This window comes from Phyllobacterium sp. (genome assembly GCF_037994425.1).
Taxonomy (GTDB): domain Bacteria; phylum Pseudomonadota; class Alphaproteobacteria; order Rhizobiales; family Rhizobiaceae; genus Phyllobacterium.
On sequence record NZ_JBBNAM010000017.1, the window covers coordinates 1 to 14,896 of the forward strand.

Here is a 14,896-nt window from a genome sequence, read left to right on the forward strand (position 1 = left end):
CCTGCCCCGGCGCTCTTGTCTTCCAGTTCGAAAGCAAACACAGCGATTGACATCGGCTGAGCGTGCGCGGATGTGCAGGCTCCAGCCAGGATCACCATCAGGACGATCAATATGCGAATGCGCATGGTAGTCCTCCCGTGCGAATATTCTCTGTTGTACACGACCCGATAGCCCAAATCACGGTCAAAGCGGCGCAAACCTTTCCCGCCTCACCCGTGCTGCGGCGCTGTCACAACCCTCACTGGAGAATGGCCTCGACCTGGCAGGGCCGATAACGTTCGCGGGCAATCAAATGAGGCTCGCACTTCGCGCTCCTTGGAACCGGATTGCGAGCAAATGACGAACTGGTCGCTGCCAGCACACAACAAAAAAGACACTAGAGATCTTGGGCGTGATCTGTTTCATCAACACAATCAGAAGTTGCTGCTCAACGAGTCGTTGATCACCCAGGCATCTCCGATCTCGCCTATGTCAGGAGTTCGACCAGAACATCGTAAGCTGCATCGATATCTGATCGTATCGCCTGCCTGACCGCCTCGCCATCATGGGTACGCAGGCCGGCGAACATGGCATGATGGTGTTCGTTGGCTTTGGCGTAGTTACCGGAATCGTGCAACATATTGAAATAGGGGCTAACCTGGAGCCAGAGGTTTTCAATAATATTGAGAATGCTTTCCGATCCGGCCGCCTGATAAATGGAAAAATGGAAAGCGTAATTGGCCCGAAGATAGGATTTGACGTCACCGGAGGCATTTCCATCGTCAAGTTCGATCAGAAGTGATTGAAGCCGGCTGATCTCGTCCTCCTCGATCCGCTCAGCTGCCCAGGCGCCGGCCAGCGCCTCGATCTCAACGCGCACGTTGCGCAGATCGGTGAGTTTGGCGCGGCTTAACCGGGGGATGCCCACCGATCTTCCCGAGACGACGGTCAATGCGTTCGCCGCCGTCAATCGCCTCAGGGCTTCGCGTACGGGCATCGGACTGACACCGAACGCATCTGCAAGGCTCTGTACGGGAACCATTTCACCTGGGACGATCCCCCCCTCAAGAATGAGATTTGTGATCTGACGGTAGACGCGATCCTGAAGGGTCTCCCTGGAAAGAGGGAGAATCTCAACTCCTGGCTTTTTGTAACCGGCCTCAGCCATTTCAATACCCTTTCCTGCCGGCACATGCGTCGCTGTTTTTCTCGCAATGCAGTGTTCAGCCCTTTCCGTCAAGTCGGCTCTCATTACCACAGGCGAGCGGTGATTTCATCATTGATCTTTGATCAAATGGTGCTACGGTTCACGAGATCGGGACGGCAAGGATTTTGAAGGAAACTCCTTGGGAGGCGTCTCGCACAAGGGGAGGAGATAGAGAATGGATATCGTTTCGAATATCCGGCGCTTCGCATTATGCGCCGGCTTTGCCGCAAGCGCTGCCCTCATCGGACAGGCAGATGCGGCTGAAAAACATAAGGTTTTTCTTAGCATGAGCTTCATTGGCAATGATTGGCAGGCGGAAGCCGCCAACATGATCAAAGCCATGGCCGCCCACAAGAGCCTCGCCGATAAGGTCGATCTCCAGGTTCAGGTGGCTGGCCCCAATGCCCAGAGGCAGATACAACAGATCAACGCGATGGTGCAGGCGGGCGCCGAAGCCATCGTCATCTTCCCGATTTCTCCAACTGCCTTGAACCAGGTTGTCAAGAATGCCTGTGACAAGGGTGTCAAGGTATTCGCCTATGACGGCGAGATTACGGAGCCATGTGCCTACAACATCGCAATCGACCAGGAAGAGGCAGGCCGTGTTACTGCAGAATGGCTGGTCAAGAAGCTCAACGGCAAGGGCAATATCATTGCGATCACCGGCGTGCCGGGCACTTCTGTCGACAACCTCCGCACTAAAGCGGCCAAGGAAGTCTTCGCCAAGCATCCCGATATCAAGATCGTCGGCGAAGCCGTCGGCATGTGGAGCCAGGCGGTTGCCCGGACGGAGCTTTCAAAGATACTTGCGACCCGAAACTGGGATGAAATCGACGGATTGTGGATGCAGGTCGGCTGCTTCACGGCAAATTCGATGCAACTTGAAGCAGGCAAAAAGCCGGAACAATTGCTGCCATGCGCGGGCGAAGGCTCGAATGGGGGCCGCGTGCAGATGCTGCCCATTGGTACCGAGGTAGAGGGCGCGGCCTCGCCTTATGCACCGCTCGGCGCACCGCGCATTTCCTACGCATCACCGCCCTATTCAGGCGCGCTGGCTCTAAAGCTTGCCGTCGATGCCATTGAAGGCAAGGACGTGCCCAAGAAGACCGTACTGCCCCTTCCTCTCGTTACCAACGAAACGATCAAACTTTGCCAGGAGGGCACCTGGGAGGAGATGAAGGAAGGCTGCAACGCTTTCAAGCCTGCGATCGTCTCAAATCCGGGCTGGTTTGCGTCGATCTTCTCCGAAAAGACACCGGAAATCGGCCTCAATGCAGCGCTGGTCGGCCAACCTGAAAACTAATTGTGCAGGCGCAGAGCGGTTCGCCGCTCTGCACGCGCCATTTCGCTAACTTAAGCAGGGCCGCTCGGATGACATCGGCATTGGATCAACCCGCCATCGAGGTTGTAGATATACGCAAGGCGTTTGGTGCAACTGTTGCGGTCAATGGCGTTTCCTTCAGCATCGCGCCAGGCAGCAGTCATGCCCTCCTCGGAGAAAACGGTGCAGGCAAATCGACGATCGTCAAGCTCCTCTCGGGACTTCTGCGTCCCGACCAGGGTGACATCTCGATATTCGGCAAGACGGTCGTGCTCAAGGCGCCCCGCTTTGCCCATGCTCTTGGCGTACAGACGGCGTTCCAGGAAATGACATTGGTACGGGACCTCAGCGTCCTCGATAATATGCTGATGCCCTATGCGCCCATGGGCATCACCGGCCTCATTCGCCGCGCTTCGGCGCGCCGCGCCATCGAGCGGCATCTGAAGGAGCTCGAATTTTCTGTCGACCTTGATGCCGAGGTCGGCACCCTTGATTTGGCCGTCCAGCAAAAGATCGAGATCGCCCGCACCATTTTCCGAAAGCCGAAAATACTCTTGCTTGACGAGCCGACGTCGACCCTCGCCGGCGGTGATGTCGAATGGCTGGGGGCGATTATAGCCCGTCTGAAAGCTGCAAGCACGACGATTGTGTTCATCACGCACCGCATGCGCGAGGTCCGTGCGTTCTGCGATACGCTGACGATCCTGCGCAACGGACAGCACATCACGACCTGCGCTGTCGATTCAATAACCGATGCACAGGTCATTGAGAGAATTGTCGGCCGTACCATCGCCCAGACCTTCCCGGCGCGACCGACGGGGGATGATTCCTTTGGCGCACCGGTGCTTGGCGTGCGTCGTCTCAAGGCGGGTCAAAAGCTTCGCGATGCGAGTTTTGACCTCAGAAAGGGCGAAATCCTCGGCGTGGCCGGATTACAGGGCATGGGACAACTCGATCTGTTTCTGGCGTGTTTCGGCATGACAGAGGTCGTCGAGGGCGATCTTCTTGTTGACGGCCGCAAGGTCCGTTTCGCTTCACCTGCAGATGCGCTGAGGCCAAACATTGCCATCGGGCTTGTGCCGGAAGACCGGAAGACAGAAGGCCTTTTTCTCAAGCTTAGCGGCACCCTGAATGCATCGCTGCCGGTCATTGGCCGGTTTTCGCGCTACGGCCTGATCCGGCTCGATCGCGAGCAGAACGCTGTCTGTGCCGCTTTTGCCACTGTCGAGGTCAATGAGCGGGCACTGTGGACGCGGGCAGGGGCATTCTCCGGTGGTAATCAGCAGAAGATAGCGATAGCCAAATGGCTGGTGGCGCAAAGTCGCATTCTGTTGCTGTTTGATCCGACACGCGGCATCGATGTCGGAACCAAGCATGAGCTTTACGTGATGATGCGCAATTTCACCAACGCCGGAGGCGCCATCCTGTTGCACTCGACGGAAATTCCCGAACTTGTGCATCTTTGTGACCGCGTACTTGTTCTCTACGATGGCAGGATCTCGGCCTCGCTCACCCGCGACGAGCTCACGGAAGCGACCATCATGCGCCCGGCGCTTGGCCACGACGCGCCAGCACAGGAAGCAGCTGAATGATCATGTCAAGTCTCGCGTCCAATGCAAGCAGGCGACCGCGTTTCAGCATCTCCGCGGAGCGACGTAGCGTCCTCATCGCCATCGTGGTATTCCTTTGCCTGCTCGGCATAGTGGACTGGGTAAGTACCGGGCCGCTCAGCTATTTTGACATTTCGTTTTTGTCGAGCGGCGGTGCAACCTCCGCACTTGCTGCGATCGGCCAGACGATCGTCATCCTGTCTGGCGGCTTTGACCTTTCTGCCGGCGCGGTGATTTCGCTTGTCAATGTGGTACTTGCGCAAAGCATGGACCCGGCAGCGGAGCAGACCAGTGTGCTTTACTGGACGTGCGCTGGTATTGGCGTTGGCATGCTGACCGGCGCGCTCAATGGCATTTTCATAGCCTTATTCCGACTGCAGCCGATTGTCGTCACATTGTCGACGATGTTCATCATACAAGGTCTGACGCTTTTGATCATGGACAAGCCCGGCGGCTTTGTCGCCCCGGACCTTGGAACGTTCTATCTGGGAGATGCCATTCCCGGCTGGCTGCCCATGCCACTAATGGTCATCGGCGCTGTTCTGCTTGGCTGGTTGTGGCTGAAAAACACGCGCTTTGGCACAGCGATCTATGCGGTCGGCAGTGACCCGGATGCGGCGGCGGCCATTGGCATTCGCGTCAGGCTGACGCGATTTTTCGTCTACGTCATCGCAGGCGGGTGCTACGGCCTCGCGGGTGTGTTCATCAGCGCGCAGACGGGGAGCGCTGACCCGCTCGTCGGCAATCCCTTGCTGCTTTCGATGTTTGCGGCCGTTGTTGTCGGCGGTACGCGTCTTGGCGGGGGGCGGGGCGGACCGTTTGGCACGGTGATCGGCGCCTACATTCTCATGATGGTCGTCAATATCCTGCTCGTTCTCAACGTGTCGGCCTATTATTCCACCATTGCTGAAGGAACGATCTTGATCCTTGCTGTTCTGGCAGGATCGATCTCTTATAGCTCCACTCTGGCAAGGCAGCTGCGGGGTGCGCGTGCCTGGTTTGCCGCCTGGCGCAACGGTCTGTTGCCTTCGCAGCTTGATCGAACGGACCGACGATTGAAACTGGCCACGAACGGGTTACAGCCCATGAGGGTATCGTTCTTATCTCGCAACCGGGAAACCGTTCGCTATGCGCTTCCGGCCTATCTGTGCCTGATACTTGTCATCATCGTGACGCAGCTCTGGCTCGGTCGCGCGGTTCTGAACCCGACCTACTGGAATTCGCTCATTGTACTTTCCACGTTTCTCGCCATCCTGGCGCTAGGGCAGGGCACAGTCATCCTCACCGGCGGTCTTGACCTCTCCGTCCCATGGACCATCGGGATTGCAGGCATACTGCTTGCCGGCATCGTCAATGGTTCGGATGCGGCGCTGACCTATGCCCTGCCTTTTGTATTGCTGATCGCAGCACTGGTTGGCTTCATCAACGGCGTTGGCATCGTCGTCCTTGGCATTTCGCCAATCGTGATGACGCTGGCAATGAATGGCATCCTGCAAGGTTTTGCCCTGGTTTATTCGCAAGGAACGCCAGCTGGCTTCTCCTCGCCGCTGCTGCGCTGGTTCATGACCGGCAAGATGTTTATGCTCACGCCCGTTGTCCCTTTCATGGTCGTGTTCGTCATCGCATCGGTTTTTCTCCTGGGCCGAACCGCTTTCGGACGCCGGGTTTACGGCATTGGTAACGGATTGCGAGCAGCACAGCTTTCAGGCATCGCGGTGGGTCGCACGCTCATTCTCGTCTATGTCCTGTCGGGCTTTTGTGCCGGTCTCGTTGGAGTCTTGCTCACAGGATTTTCCGGACAGGCCAGCCTTGGAATGGGCGATGACTACCTGTTGCCATCGATTGCCGTCGTTGTCGTGGGTGGCGCGCTCATCACGGGCGGACGCGGGCATTATCTCGGTATGCTGGGCGGGGTTCTTCTGCTCACCGCCCTACAGATGTTTCTGGCTGGGACGACATTGCCTTACGCAACGCGGGCAATCCTGTTTGGTCTTGTTGTGCTTGGCGCAGTCATGGCGCTTCGCGAGAAGCGATCTTAGGAAAGGTTGAATCATGGACAGGATAGCTCCGGCATCGGCGGAAGAATTCTTGGGCGGGCTGCGTGATCAAAGGGTGCTCATCACAGCAGGCGGATCGGGCATCGGTTTTGCCATCGCCTCGACACTCTCGGCGCTTGGTGCCAGCGTGGCGATATGTGACATTGCCCAGCCGTTGCTCGACGAAGCAAATGCTTCCATCGGTCCGGCCCTTGCAACGATCGCGGACGTCTCCAGCGAGGCGGATGTTGATCGTATGTTCGGCGAAGTGTCCGATCGCCTCGGCGGCCTTGATGCACTTATCAACAATGCAGGAATTGCCGGACCGACGGGCGGAGTAGACGAAATCACCGTGGAAGACTGGCGGCGCTGCATTGACGTCTGCCTGACGGGCCAGTTTTTGTGCGCACGCCGCGCGACGCCCATGCTGAAAGCCGCCGGTGGCGGGTCCATCGTCAACATGTCGTCAGCAGCAGGACGCCACGGCTATGCTTACCGCTCACCGTACTCGGCGGCAAAGTTCGGCGTGGTCGGGTTTACTCAGAGCCTCGCCAAGGAACTCGGTCCAGATAAAATCCGGGTCAATGCGATCCTTCCGGGAATTGTCGAGGGCCCCCGCATCGACAACGTGATCAGCAGCCGCGCCAGGCAATTGGGCATTTCCCACGAGGAAATGACGGAACGCTATCTGAAGAATGTGTCCTTGCGGCGCATGGTGAGCCCCTACGATGTCGCAACGATGGTCGCGTTCCTGCTTTCTGATGCCGGCGTTAACATTTCGGGCCAGTCGCTCGGCGTCGACGGCAATGTCGAGACATTATGAAGGGGCAATGATGCGCAGAACAGCCATTATCGGCAGCGGTTTTATCGGCAGGGCCTGGGCCATAAGTTTTGCCCGGGCCGGCCATGAAGTGGTCCTCTGGGATCAGTCGCCGGAGGCGGTGGAGAAGGCGCGGGGCTATATTGCTGACGTGCTTGCGGATCTTGATCGAAACGATCTGCTCAACGGGAATTCACCGCAGACGGTCCTCGCAAGGATCGCCCCGCAAGCGGATCTGGCAGAGGCCCTTAAGGGCGCCAATCATATTCAGGAGAACACGCCGGAGGACCTTGACATCAAGAGAGCGGTGTTTGCGCAACTGGACGAGGCTGCAGACCCATCGGCGATCATAGCCAGTTCGACGTCCGCGCTGCTTCCTTCCAAATTCACCGAGCATCTGGCCAATCGTCATCGTTGTCTCGTTGTGCATCCGATCAATCCGCCCTATCTCATACCGGCAGCGGAGATCGTTCCTGCACCGTGGACATCGCCAGAGGTGGTTGAGCGGACGCGCATCTTCCTCGTTGCCGCCGGTCACGCGCCGCTCGTCATGAAACGCGAACTTGACGGGTTCATCATGAACCGCATGCAGGGTGCGTTGCTGGAAGAAGCTTTCCGCCTTGTTGCTGACGGATACGCGACAGTCGAGGATGTCGATATCGGTATCCGCGACGGGCTTGCACTGCGCTGGTCGTTCATGGGCCCGTTCGAGACCATCGATCTCAATGCGCCCGGCGGCGTGCGGGACTATGTGGCGCGCTATCAGGTCATCTACGAGCGGTTGTTCCCGCAAATGCAGCGCCGGGTCGATTGGGCCGGTGAGGTCCTTGACACAGTCGAAGCCGGTCGCCGCCACAAGCTGCCAGGCGATAAGCTCATCGAGCGCCAGATCTGGCGCGACAGGCGGCTCATGGCTCTCGCTGCACACAAGAAGAAATCAACGCAGGAGTTCGGAGAATGAGCGAGACAAAAACAGCGACCGGTGGATCGGCGAGCAGGGGCAAGGTCATAATTACCTGTGCCATAACCGGGGCCATTCATACGCCGACGATGTCGCCCTACCTGCCAATCACGCCGGACGAGATTGCCACGGAGGCCCTCGCGGCAGCGGAGGCCGGCGCCGCCATCCTGCACCTGCATGCGCGCGACCCAAAAACCGGCAGGCCGGATCAGACGCCCGAGGCGTTCGCCCGATTCCTGCCACGCATCAAGCAGAATACCATGTCTGTCATCAACATCACGACCGGCGGCAGCCCTTACATGAAAGTCGAAGAGCGGGTCAAACCCGCAGCAACCTTCAAGCCGGAAGTCGCTTCGCTCAACATGGGTTCCATCAATTTCGGGCTCTATCATCTCCTCGACAAGTACAAGGAGTTCAAGTTCGACTGGGAAAAACCACATCTGGAAGCAACGCGGGATCTCGTTTTCCGCAACAGCTTCAGGGATATCGAATACATTCTGGCGACCTGCTATGACAACGGTACGCGCTTTGAGTTTGAGTGCTATGATATTGCCCACCTTTACAACCTCGCCCATTTCGCCGATCGCGGCCTTGTGAAAGCACCGTTTTTTATTCAGTCCGTTTTTGGATTACTCGGTGCGATCGGCACCCATCCTGAAGACGTTGCGCACATGAAACGCACCGCCGACCGGCTTTTCGGCGACAGTTTTCGCTGGTCGGTGCTCGGCGCCGGATCGAGCCAGTTGCGCATCGCCGCCCAGGCGGCCGCGATGGGCGGTAATATCCGCGTCGGTCTTGAAGACAGTCTTTGGGCTGGCAAAGGAAAACTTGCCAAATCCAATGCCGAACAGGTGTTGCTGGCGCGCAAGATCATAGAGGGGCTTGGCATGGAGGTGGCGACCCCTGATGAAGCGCGCGAAATCCTCGCGCTCAAGGGAGGCGACAAGGTCGCGTTCTAGGAGGAAGCCATGCTGCGCATTGAAATCTTCAGTGCTGACCGCAATCAGTTGGGCGAGGGACCCCTTTGGGATGTCGACGAGCAGCGCCTCTACTGGATCGATTCCTATGCGCCGGCCGTCTATTCCTGTGACGTCAATGGTAATGATCGCAGGAACTGGACGGTGCCGGAGCCGATCGGATCATTGGCGCTGCGTGCAAAAGGCGGCGGAGCTGTCGTGGCGCTGAGGAGCGGGTTCCATCTATTGGATTTTGCAACGGGCAAGGTCACGCTTCTTCACGAAACCCATCCCGGAGCGCTTCGCCCGCGCCTAAATGACGGCAAGGTCGATCGGCAGGGTCGGTTCATTGCCGGTTCCATGGATTTTGAGGAACGCGATCCGGTGGGCGCGCTTTATCGCCTCGATCCCGATCTTTCACTGCACACGCTTGATACCGGAATTATATGTTCCAACGGACCTTGCTTCAGTCCGGACGGCACGACGCTCTACTTCGCCGACACCGGCGCCAGGACAATCTACGCCTACGCCTATGACACGGCGACTGGAGCGGTCGGATCGCGCCGGATTTTCACAAGCTTCGAGCAGTTGCGCGGTTATCCCGACGGCGCAACGGTCGATTCAGAAGGATATGTCTGGAGCGTCGCGGTTTATTCCGGACGTCTCATTCGCTTCGACCCCAATGGCGTGATCGATCGCATTGTCGGATTGCCGGTGCAGTCAACGACGAGCATCACATTTGGCGGCGCCGATCTCGACATCGCGTTCGTGACGTCGATGGCCCGTCCCTTCAACAATGAATATCCCCGCGAGCGCGAGGCGGGCTGCATCTTTGCGGTGTACGGCCTAGGTGTCCGCGGCCTGCCGGAACCACGTTTCAACGGATAGGGGAAGAAAATGAAAATAGAAGTGGTGGTTGACGTCAAGACGACTCTCGGCGAGGGCCCACTTTGGGATGTTGATCAGGAGAGACTGTACTGGATCGACAGTTTCGACGGGCGCGTGTTCCGTGCCACAGCCGATGGGCGTGAATTGCGCGCATGGGACGTGCCCATGAAGATCGGCTCCATGGCCCTGCGCAAGGATGGCAACGGAGCGATCGTGGCGCTGGCTCGCGGGTTCCATCTTCTCGATTTCAGGACGGGAGATGTCGACCTTATCCATGATCCCGAGCCGGACAAAACGGCAAACCGCATCAACGACGGCAAGGTTGACAAGCAGGGACGTTTCATCGCGGGTTCCATGGACACTATGGAGAGCGGTCCGAACGGTGCGCTCTACCGCGTTGACGCGGATCTGAGCGTTCACACCCTCGACGAGGGCATCATTGTTTCAAACGGGCCCTGCTGGAGCCCGGACGGCAGCATATTCTATTTCACGGATTCCTGGTCAGGAGAAATCTGGGCCTACGATTATGACCAGGCGACCGGGAACGTCGCTAACCGGCGCACCTTCGTTAAAATCGATACCTCGACTGGCGGGGCTGCGGATGGCTCGACCGTCGATGCAGAGGGTTGCCTCTGGAACGCCCAGGTTTATGACGGCAAGGTGATCCGCTACCGACCCGACGGTAGCGTGGACCGCGTTATCGACATGCCCGTGAAGAAGGTCACAAGTGTGATGTTTGGTGGTCCAAACCTCGATATCCTCTACGTGACATCCATGGCCAAGCCACCGCTGCCGCGATTTCCTGGCGATGGTGTGCTGCGCGGCAGCCTGTTCGCAATTACCGGGCTTGGCATCAAGGGCGTGCCCGAACCCCGTTTTGCAGGATAGGCGACTTACCGCCAGTATTCAGCCCGGAGTTCACTGGAATATGCTGCCGTGGAAGTGGATTACGAGAGCGCAAAAGGAGCCGCCTGGGCCAGCGTGCATTTGAAGCCTGGAAATACATGTCCAGACGGCCGCGCAGCGCCACCGATCAGTGCTGCAAGTGGGTTTCACCGTATGTTACTATAATGAGGACGTCATGGAGGGGTGCTGCTGGACTATGTGCCATCCAGCGAAGCTTTACCGGAAGAAATCCGCTCTGCGCTTGAAGAAGAGGGCGACATGATCACTGACCTGCACGTCCGGCAACTTGGTCCCGGGCATCAAGGGGCCATCGTGTCGCTCGTCACATCCGGGAGCGCCGTCATCGTATCGCGAAAAACTCGCGGATACTCATGAGCTGTCAAACGTAACGGTCGAAGTCGAGGCAAGGGCTGCTTAGGCCATCTTGATGACGCGTATGAGAGTCGGGCGTTTGAACTCCTTCCGGATGAAAGCACTGCGCGGTTTCCAGAATGTAGAAAGCTTGGATTGTCCGGTACTGAACTTGCCCGTCGTTACCGCCTGCGTTAAAGTAAGCTTACAAAGAATTGCGGCGCAAATATCAAAACAGGCTAACTGTCATTAAATAACTGCGGCGAAAAGGGGCAACCAATGGAACATTTCGCGTCTTGTACCAATCTTAGCGCACGAGCGCGCGGATTGGGTTTAGTATCTGTTTCGCTTTTTCCATTATTGTTGTTGACTACAATTCTTGGCGCTCAAGCCCATGCCAAGGATGTCTCTTTGACGGACTTTCCCTTCCTTGTACATTGCGTGGCTGATGGGATCGATCACGCATATTACTTATCGAAAATTAGCAAAGACGGTGTTGCGGTCTATCTTTCGCCCGACAACCTGGCCGGCAAAGTGACAATAAATGGCGCTGCTGAACCGGCGATGGGTGGAGAGGGCCCGGGGAACTGTTCAGGAAAAACACTTGAGCAACTGCGATCGGCGGGTCAAGCATTTTACCTGCAGCGCTGATGCTTGGCATCACAGAAGGCTGGCATCGCCGGCTTGTGCAACAAGTGCCATGTGATGATGGCTCATGCGTGAACCACAGGGTGCTTGCCTGCATTGCTGATCAAATATGGCAACCACATACCCCGCAACTACTGTAACATACTGCCCCGGCACACCGTTGCTAGGTAGTGTCGCAACGGCGATGGGAGATGCCGCAAAAGCCGAATGATGCTGCCGCAAAGGCACCACACAAACCCGAACCGCCAAGGCTTTTGCGGCACATGTCCTCGCGTCGTTTTCAATCAAAGCAGAACAGGAGGAGACCATGCATTTATTCGCTCGAGTTGCCCTGGCAGCTGCCGTCCTGACCGTTCCATGCCAAGCCGCCGTAGAATACCAGAAATATGGCTCAGCAGCGGGTTGGGACATATTTGTCAATCCTCAGATGGGACCCGGTTGCTTTATCGCGCGGCAAAACCCCGACGGTGCCACTCAGGTGCAAATGGGGATCGACGCAACCGCCGCCCCGCGCGGCTATCTGGCGCTCTACTCTACGAAGCCCAGAAAGGTCACCCAAGGTGAGAAGATCTCGGTCGTATTCGATGTTGATGGCGACAAGTATACGGGCGAGGCAAAGGGACAGGAGACGCAGGGATACGACGGTGCATTCGTTCCATTCAACAATCTCGATTTCATCTATGATCTTGCCAAGAAGAAGACGCTGACGATTACCGCGACTGGACGTGATCCCATAGTGGTGAAGCTCGCTGGCACCGACGATGCGTTCAAGGCATTACGCGAGTGTCAAGGCACTCAAAAGTAAGCGGCGCCGCCTTCGTTTCCGGTTGCGGCGGTCGGAAATCTTTAACGAGGAAGGCGGTGAGGGGCTGGTCAAAGCCCCCGCCTCCCTCCATTAGCCCGCGCAACATATACAAAAGGCTCATCTTAGGTTGCGAAGGCGCGCGTTCCACAGCGGTATACCATAGCGGTAAGTGAGGTCGCCCACTTATGCTGGGTTCTCCCCCTGCCGTATTGTCGACCCAGCCACATCTCCTCAAATCCGACCGATGAGCGACCTTGATGGCCATCGTTTCGTGTCAAGTGAAAATCGCCTCGAGGCGAAAATGGCGGTGGGATAACAATGGCTGGCGGCCCGACGCATAAGCGATCGCAACATGCCTCTGCCTGCGCTGGACAGCTTCTAGAAAACGAGGGAGGCAACTTGCTATGAGACTAAGTGCATTGATCATCGGTGTGTTCGTCTCATCGGCGGCGCATGCGATGAGCACCGGCGAACTCTTGAAGGCAGACAAGCAGTTTGCTGAAGGCTACATCTTCGGGGCCATTGAGTACCAGATCGCTGTGACATGCAACGATGACTTTTCTGCGCGTCGTCAAGAAATTCGAAAGTGCCTGGTCAGTGGAAAGTTCATGTCCGATCAACTTTATAGTACAGTCACAACCTATATCCGGTCACATCCGAATCAGAGCAACGCGATCGGAGCAATAATATATGCGATAGACGAAGTTTGCCCGCAGGCAGGTAAGTAATGCCCAATAGGCCGACTGCAGCCTCTACGGAAGAATGGCCTGAAAAGAGCCAACAGTTTGGCAATTGCCGTTGATTTGGAAAATTTTTGGGGGACAAAGCAATCATGAAAGCTCTGCTTCTTCCACTAGCCCGAATACTCATCACGATCCTGGTTCTGAGCTCCAGCAGCCTCGCAGTCGCCGAAGAGCCAACTTTCGCTAAACTGCAAGCCATGTGCAAGGATGCCAAAGATCTGATGAGCTACGGCTATTGCATTGGATTCGTTGAAGCAATCGCGCTGCGTGTGGCCCACGCGAATAAAAATTGCCCCCTTCTTCAGAATTTTATTGACCACCCAAATGCAAATCTGGGATTTCCAGATGTGATCGCCGATCTGGATCCGAAGGAATACGTTGGCAGTGCCCTCAATGCCGTAGAGAAGTATTTTCTCAACAAAGGGTGCATGTAGACGGCGCAGCGCCGCATCGCCGAGGTGGATGCCGGGCTCGCCGTCGCGAGAACTGAGCTTGCCGCCGCGGACGGCAACATTCAACAGGCGCAGGGCTCCCTCCAGCAGGCGCTCGATGAGCTCGCGACGAAACAGGAAATCATGCAGGTCGTAGCCGAAGGACGCAAGGGCGCAGTCGATGCCGCTGTTGCCAACAAGGAAACGCTGCAGGCCAACATCACAGCACTGCTGCCAGCGTAAAAAACGAGCGCGGAGGCAGCGCTGGCGCAGGTCGAGCTCGACAAGTTGCTAGTCCGCGCCGGCGTCTCGGGAACCATCCTGCAATTCGGTCTTCGCAAGGGTGACATCGTCAATCCGCTGCTTCGCCGGCTTCGACCAGATCGAGGCGCAGGTGATGAGGGCAGGCATGGTCGCCGAGGCCACCTGCGTCGGCAAACCCTTCACCATCATTCCGATGGTCGTCACCCAGGTACAGGACGTCATTGCCGCTGGGTAGTTGCGGCCCACGGACCAGCTTATTGACGTGCAGCAACTGTCGAAGCCGGGAACGCTGACCGTCTTCCTCGAACCGCTCTTTCCCGGTGCGCTGCAAGGCATCCCGCCGAGGAGCAGTTGCATTGCCAATGCCTATACCAGCAATCACGACGCGCTGCAGGCGAAGGATATCGGCATGCTTCGCTGGCTTTTCCTGCACGTCATCGACACGGTGGGGCTTGTCCATGCGATGATCCTGCGGATCTAGGCACTGCTGTTGCCAGTTCAAACCCTTGTGTTTCAGGGGCACTAGGGCCTTGCAATCGCCGCCGGCCACTCGCGGTCGCGGGCCCGTTTCGCGACTTAATTATGGTGTGGCGGGAGCGTTAATAACGGAAGCTGGCTTTTGGCCAAGGGGCCAATGGCGGGGACGAATTTGTTCGTGAGACAGATTGTTATATTGCAGGTATATTGAACGGAAGGTCTATTGGGGCATATGAAATGCACAGCGCCACAGTCAGGGGTTTGGCCACAAGGGCGAGCGTTCTCGTCGCGCTGGGATTATGCCTCTGCTGTGCATTTATCGCTGCCGCGCAAGCGCAGACGGCGGCCACGTCTGCACCCCCCGGCAAGGTAGAGCAACTCCTGAAGCTCCTCGATGATCCGGAAGTCAAGGCCTGGATCACCGCCAAGGGAGCGCCGCCGGTGGCCGAGATCCCTGCTGTGCCGTCGCCGAACGACTTCATGCTTTGGTTGA

At 57.3% G+C, this 14,896-nt stretch carries 13 protein-coding genes and 3 pseudogenes; 14 read left to right on the forward strand and 2 right to left on the reverse strand.

Annotation, left to right across the window (positions count from 1 at the left end; translation table 11 throughout):
- Positions 1 to 466 precede the first annotated feature (466 nt).
- Complete coding sequence (locus AAAB35_RS00690) at positions 467 to 1,147, reverse strand: GntR family transcriptional regulator (protein ID WP_340666331.1); 681 nt, start codon at positions 1,145 to 1,147, stop codon at positions 467 to 469.
- A 214-nt stretch (positions 1,148 to 1,361) separates the two neighbouring features.
- Here AAAB35_RS00690 and AAAB35_RS00695 point away from each other — a divergent pair, with 214 nt between their 5' ends.
- From AAAB35_RS00695 to AAAB35_RS00750, 12 genes and pseudogenes are all read left to right on the forward strand, one after another.
- A complete protein-coding gene (locus AAAB35_RS00695) occupies positions 1,362 to 2,489 on the forward strand; it encodes a sugar ABC transporter substrate-binding protein (protein WP_340666332.1) in 1,128 nt (375 codons plus the stop codon).
- 68 nt (positions 2,490 to 2,557) lie between these two features.
- A complete protein-coding gene (locus tag AAAB35_RS00700) occupies positions 2,558 to 4,099 on the forward strand; it encodes a sugar ABC transporter ATP-binding protein (RefSeq protein ID WP_340666333.1) in 1,542 nt (513 codons plus the stop codon).
- A 2-nt stretch (positions 4,100 to 4,101) separates the two neighbouring features.
- Positions 4,102 to 6,156 (forward strand): ABC transporter permease, encoded by a 2,055-nt coding sequence (locus tag AAAB35_RS00705; protein WP_340666342.1) that lies wholly within the window; start codon positions 4,102 to 4,104, stop codon positions 6,154 to 6,156.
- A 13-nt stretch (positions 6,157 to 6,169) separates the two neighbouring features.
- The gene (locus AAAB35_RS00710; protein WP_340666335.1) at positions 6,170 to 6,976 is read left to right on the forward strand and encodes an SDR family oxidoreductase; all 807 of its coding nucleotides are present in this window, start codon (positions 6,170 to 6,172) and stop codon (positions 6,974 to 6,976) included.
- Between the two features lie 10 nt (positions 6,977 to 6,986).
- On the forward strand, positions 6,987 to 7,934 hold the full coding sequence (locus AAAB35_RS00715) for a 3-hydroxyacyl-CoA dehydrogenase (protein WP_340666343.1): 948 nt from the start codon (positions 6,987 to 6,989) through the stop codon (positions 7,932 to 7,934).
- Complete coding sequence (locus AAAB35_RS00720) at positions 7,931 to 8,893, forward strand: 3-keto-5-aminohexanoate cleavage protein (RefSeq protein WP_340666336.1); 963 nt, start codon at positions 7,931 to 7,933, stop codon at positions 8,891 to 8,893. The genes AAAB35_RS00715 and AAAB35_RS00720 overlap by 4 nt, the downstream gene beginning before the upstream one ends.
- Positions 8,894 to 8,902: 9 nt before the next feature.
- Positions 8,903 to 9,778 carry an SMP-30/gluconolactonase/LRE family protein gene (locus AAAB35_RS00725; protein ID WP_340666337.1) on the forward strand — a complete coding sequence of 292 codons (876 nt, stop codon included), beginning with the start codon at positions 8,903 to 8,905 and terminating at the stop codon, positions 9,776 to 9,778.
- A 9-nt stretch (positions 9,779 to 9,787) separates the two neighbouring features.
- The gene (locus AAAB35_RS00730; protein ID WP_340666338.1) at positions 9,788 to 10,666 is read left to right on the forward strand and encodes an SMP-30/gluconolactonase/LRE family protein; all 879 of its coding nucleotides are present in this window, start codon (positions 9,788 to 9,790) and stop codon (positions 10,664 to 10,666) included.
- 195 nt (positions 10,667 to 10,861) lie between these two features.
- Positions 10,862 to 11,102: pseudogene (locus tag AAAB35_RS00735) on the forward strand (cation transporter); the annotation flags it as partial.
- A 212-nt stretch (positions 11,103 to 11,314) separates the two neighbouring features.
- The gene (locus AAAB35_RS00740; RefSeq protein ID WP_340666339.1) at positions 11,315 to 11,686 is read left to right on the forward strand and encodes a hypothetical protein; all 372 of its coding nucleotides are present in this window, start codon (positions 11,315 to 11,317) and stop codon (positions 11,684 to 11,686) included.
- Positions 11,687 to 11,990: 304 nt separating this feature from the next.
- Positions 11,991 to 12,488, forward strand: a complete 498-nt coding sequence (locus AAAB35_RS00745) for a hypothetical protein (RefSeq protein ID WP_340666340.1) — start codon at positions 11,991 to 11,993, stop codon at positions 12,486 to 12,488.
- 404 nt (positions 12,489 to 12,892) lie between these two features.
- The gene (locus tag AAAB35_RS00750) at positions 12,893 to 13,216 is read left to right on the forward strand and encodes a hypothetical protein (RefSeq protein ID WP_340666341.1); all 324 of its coding nucleotides are present in this window, start codon (positions 12,893 to 12,895) and stop codon (positions 13,214 to 13,216) included.
- Positions 13,217 to 13,341: 125 nt separating this feature from the next.
- On the opposite strand, the gene AAAB35_RS00755 is transcribed toward AAAB35_RS00750, so the two are convergent.
- Positions 13,342 to 13,749: a hypothetical protein gene (locus tag AAAB35_RS00755; RefSeq protein ID WP_340666344.1), complete on the reverse strand. Its 408-nt coding sequence runs from the start codon at positions 13,747 to 13,749 to the stop codon at positions 13,342 to 13,344.
- On the opposite strand from AAAB35_RS00755, the pseudogene AAAB35_RS00760 reads away from it, so the two are divergent.
- Both AAAB35_RS00760 and AAAB35_RS00765 read left to right on the forward strand, forming a co-directional pair.
- A pseudogene (locus tag AAAB35_RS00760) lies at positions 13,660 to 14,407 on the forward strand (HlyD family secretion protein); the annotation flags it as partial. The gene AAAB35_RS00755 and the pseudogene AAAB35_RS00760 sit on opposite strands and share 90 nt — an antisense overlap.
- Before the next feature lie 233 nt (positions 14,408 to 14,640).
- Positions 14,641 to 14,896, forward strand: a pseudogene (locus AAAB35_RS00765) (hypothetical protein); the annotation flags it as partial.

Bases quoted from the DNA above. Each gene is read 5' to 3' on its own strand.
- AAAB35_RS00745 (WP_340666340.1), top strand. From the start codon at position 11,991: ATGCATTTATTCGCTCGAGTTGCCCTGGCAGCTGCCGTCCTGACCGTT.
- AAAB35_RS00690 (WP_340666331.1), bottom strand. From the start codon at position 1,147: ATGGCTGAGGCCGGTTACAAAAAGCCAGGAGTTGAGATTCTCCCTCTT.
- AAAB35_RS00725 (WP_340666337.1), top strand. From the start codon at position 8,903: ATGCTGCGCATTGAAATCTTCAGTGCTGACCGCAATCAGTTGGGCGAG.
- AAAB35_RS00710 (WP_340666335.1), top strand. From the start codon at position 6,170: ATGGACAGGATAGCTCCGGCATCGGCGGAAGAATTCTTGGGCGGGCTG.
- AAAB35_RS00715 (WP_340666343.1), top strand. From the start codon at position 6,987: ATGCGCAGAACAGCCATTATCGGCAGCGGTTTTATCGGCAGGGCCTGG.
- AAAB35_RS00695 (WP_340666332.1), top strand. From the start codon at position 1,362: ATGGATATCGTTTCGAATATCCGGCGCTTCGCATTATGCGCCGGCTTT.
- AAAB35_RS00705 (WP_340666342.1), top strand. From the start codon at position 4,102: ATGTCAAGTCTCGCGTCCAATGCAAGCAGGCGACCGCGTTTCAGCATC.
- AAAB35_RS00730 (WP_340666338.1), top strand. From the start codon at position 9,788: ATGAAAATAGAAGTGGTGGTTGACGTCAAGACGACTCTCGGCGAGGGC.
- AAAB35_RS00740 (WP_340666339.1), top strand. From the start codon at position 11,315: ATGGAACATTTCGCGTCTTGTACCAATCTTAGCGCACGAGCGCGCGGA.
- AAAB35_RS00720 (WP_340666336.1), top strand. From the start codon at position 7,931: ATGAGCGAGACAAAAACAGCGACCGGTGGATCGGCGAGCAGGGGCAAG.
- AAAB35_RS00700 (WP_340666333.1), top strand. From the start codon at position 2,558: ATGACATCGGCATTGGATCAACCCGCCATCGAGGTTGTAGATATACGC.
- AAAB35_RS00750 (WP_340666341.1), top strand. From the start codon at position 12,893: ATGAGACTAAGTGCATTGATCATCGGTGTGTTCGTCTCATCGGCGGCG.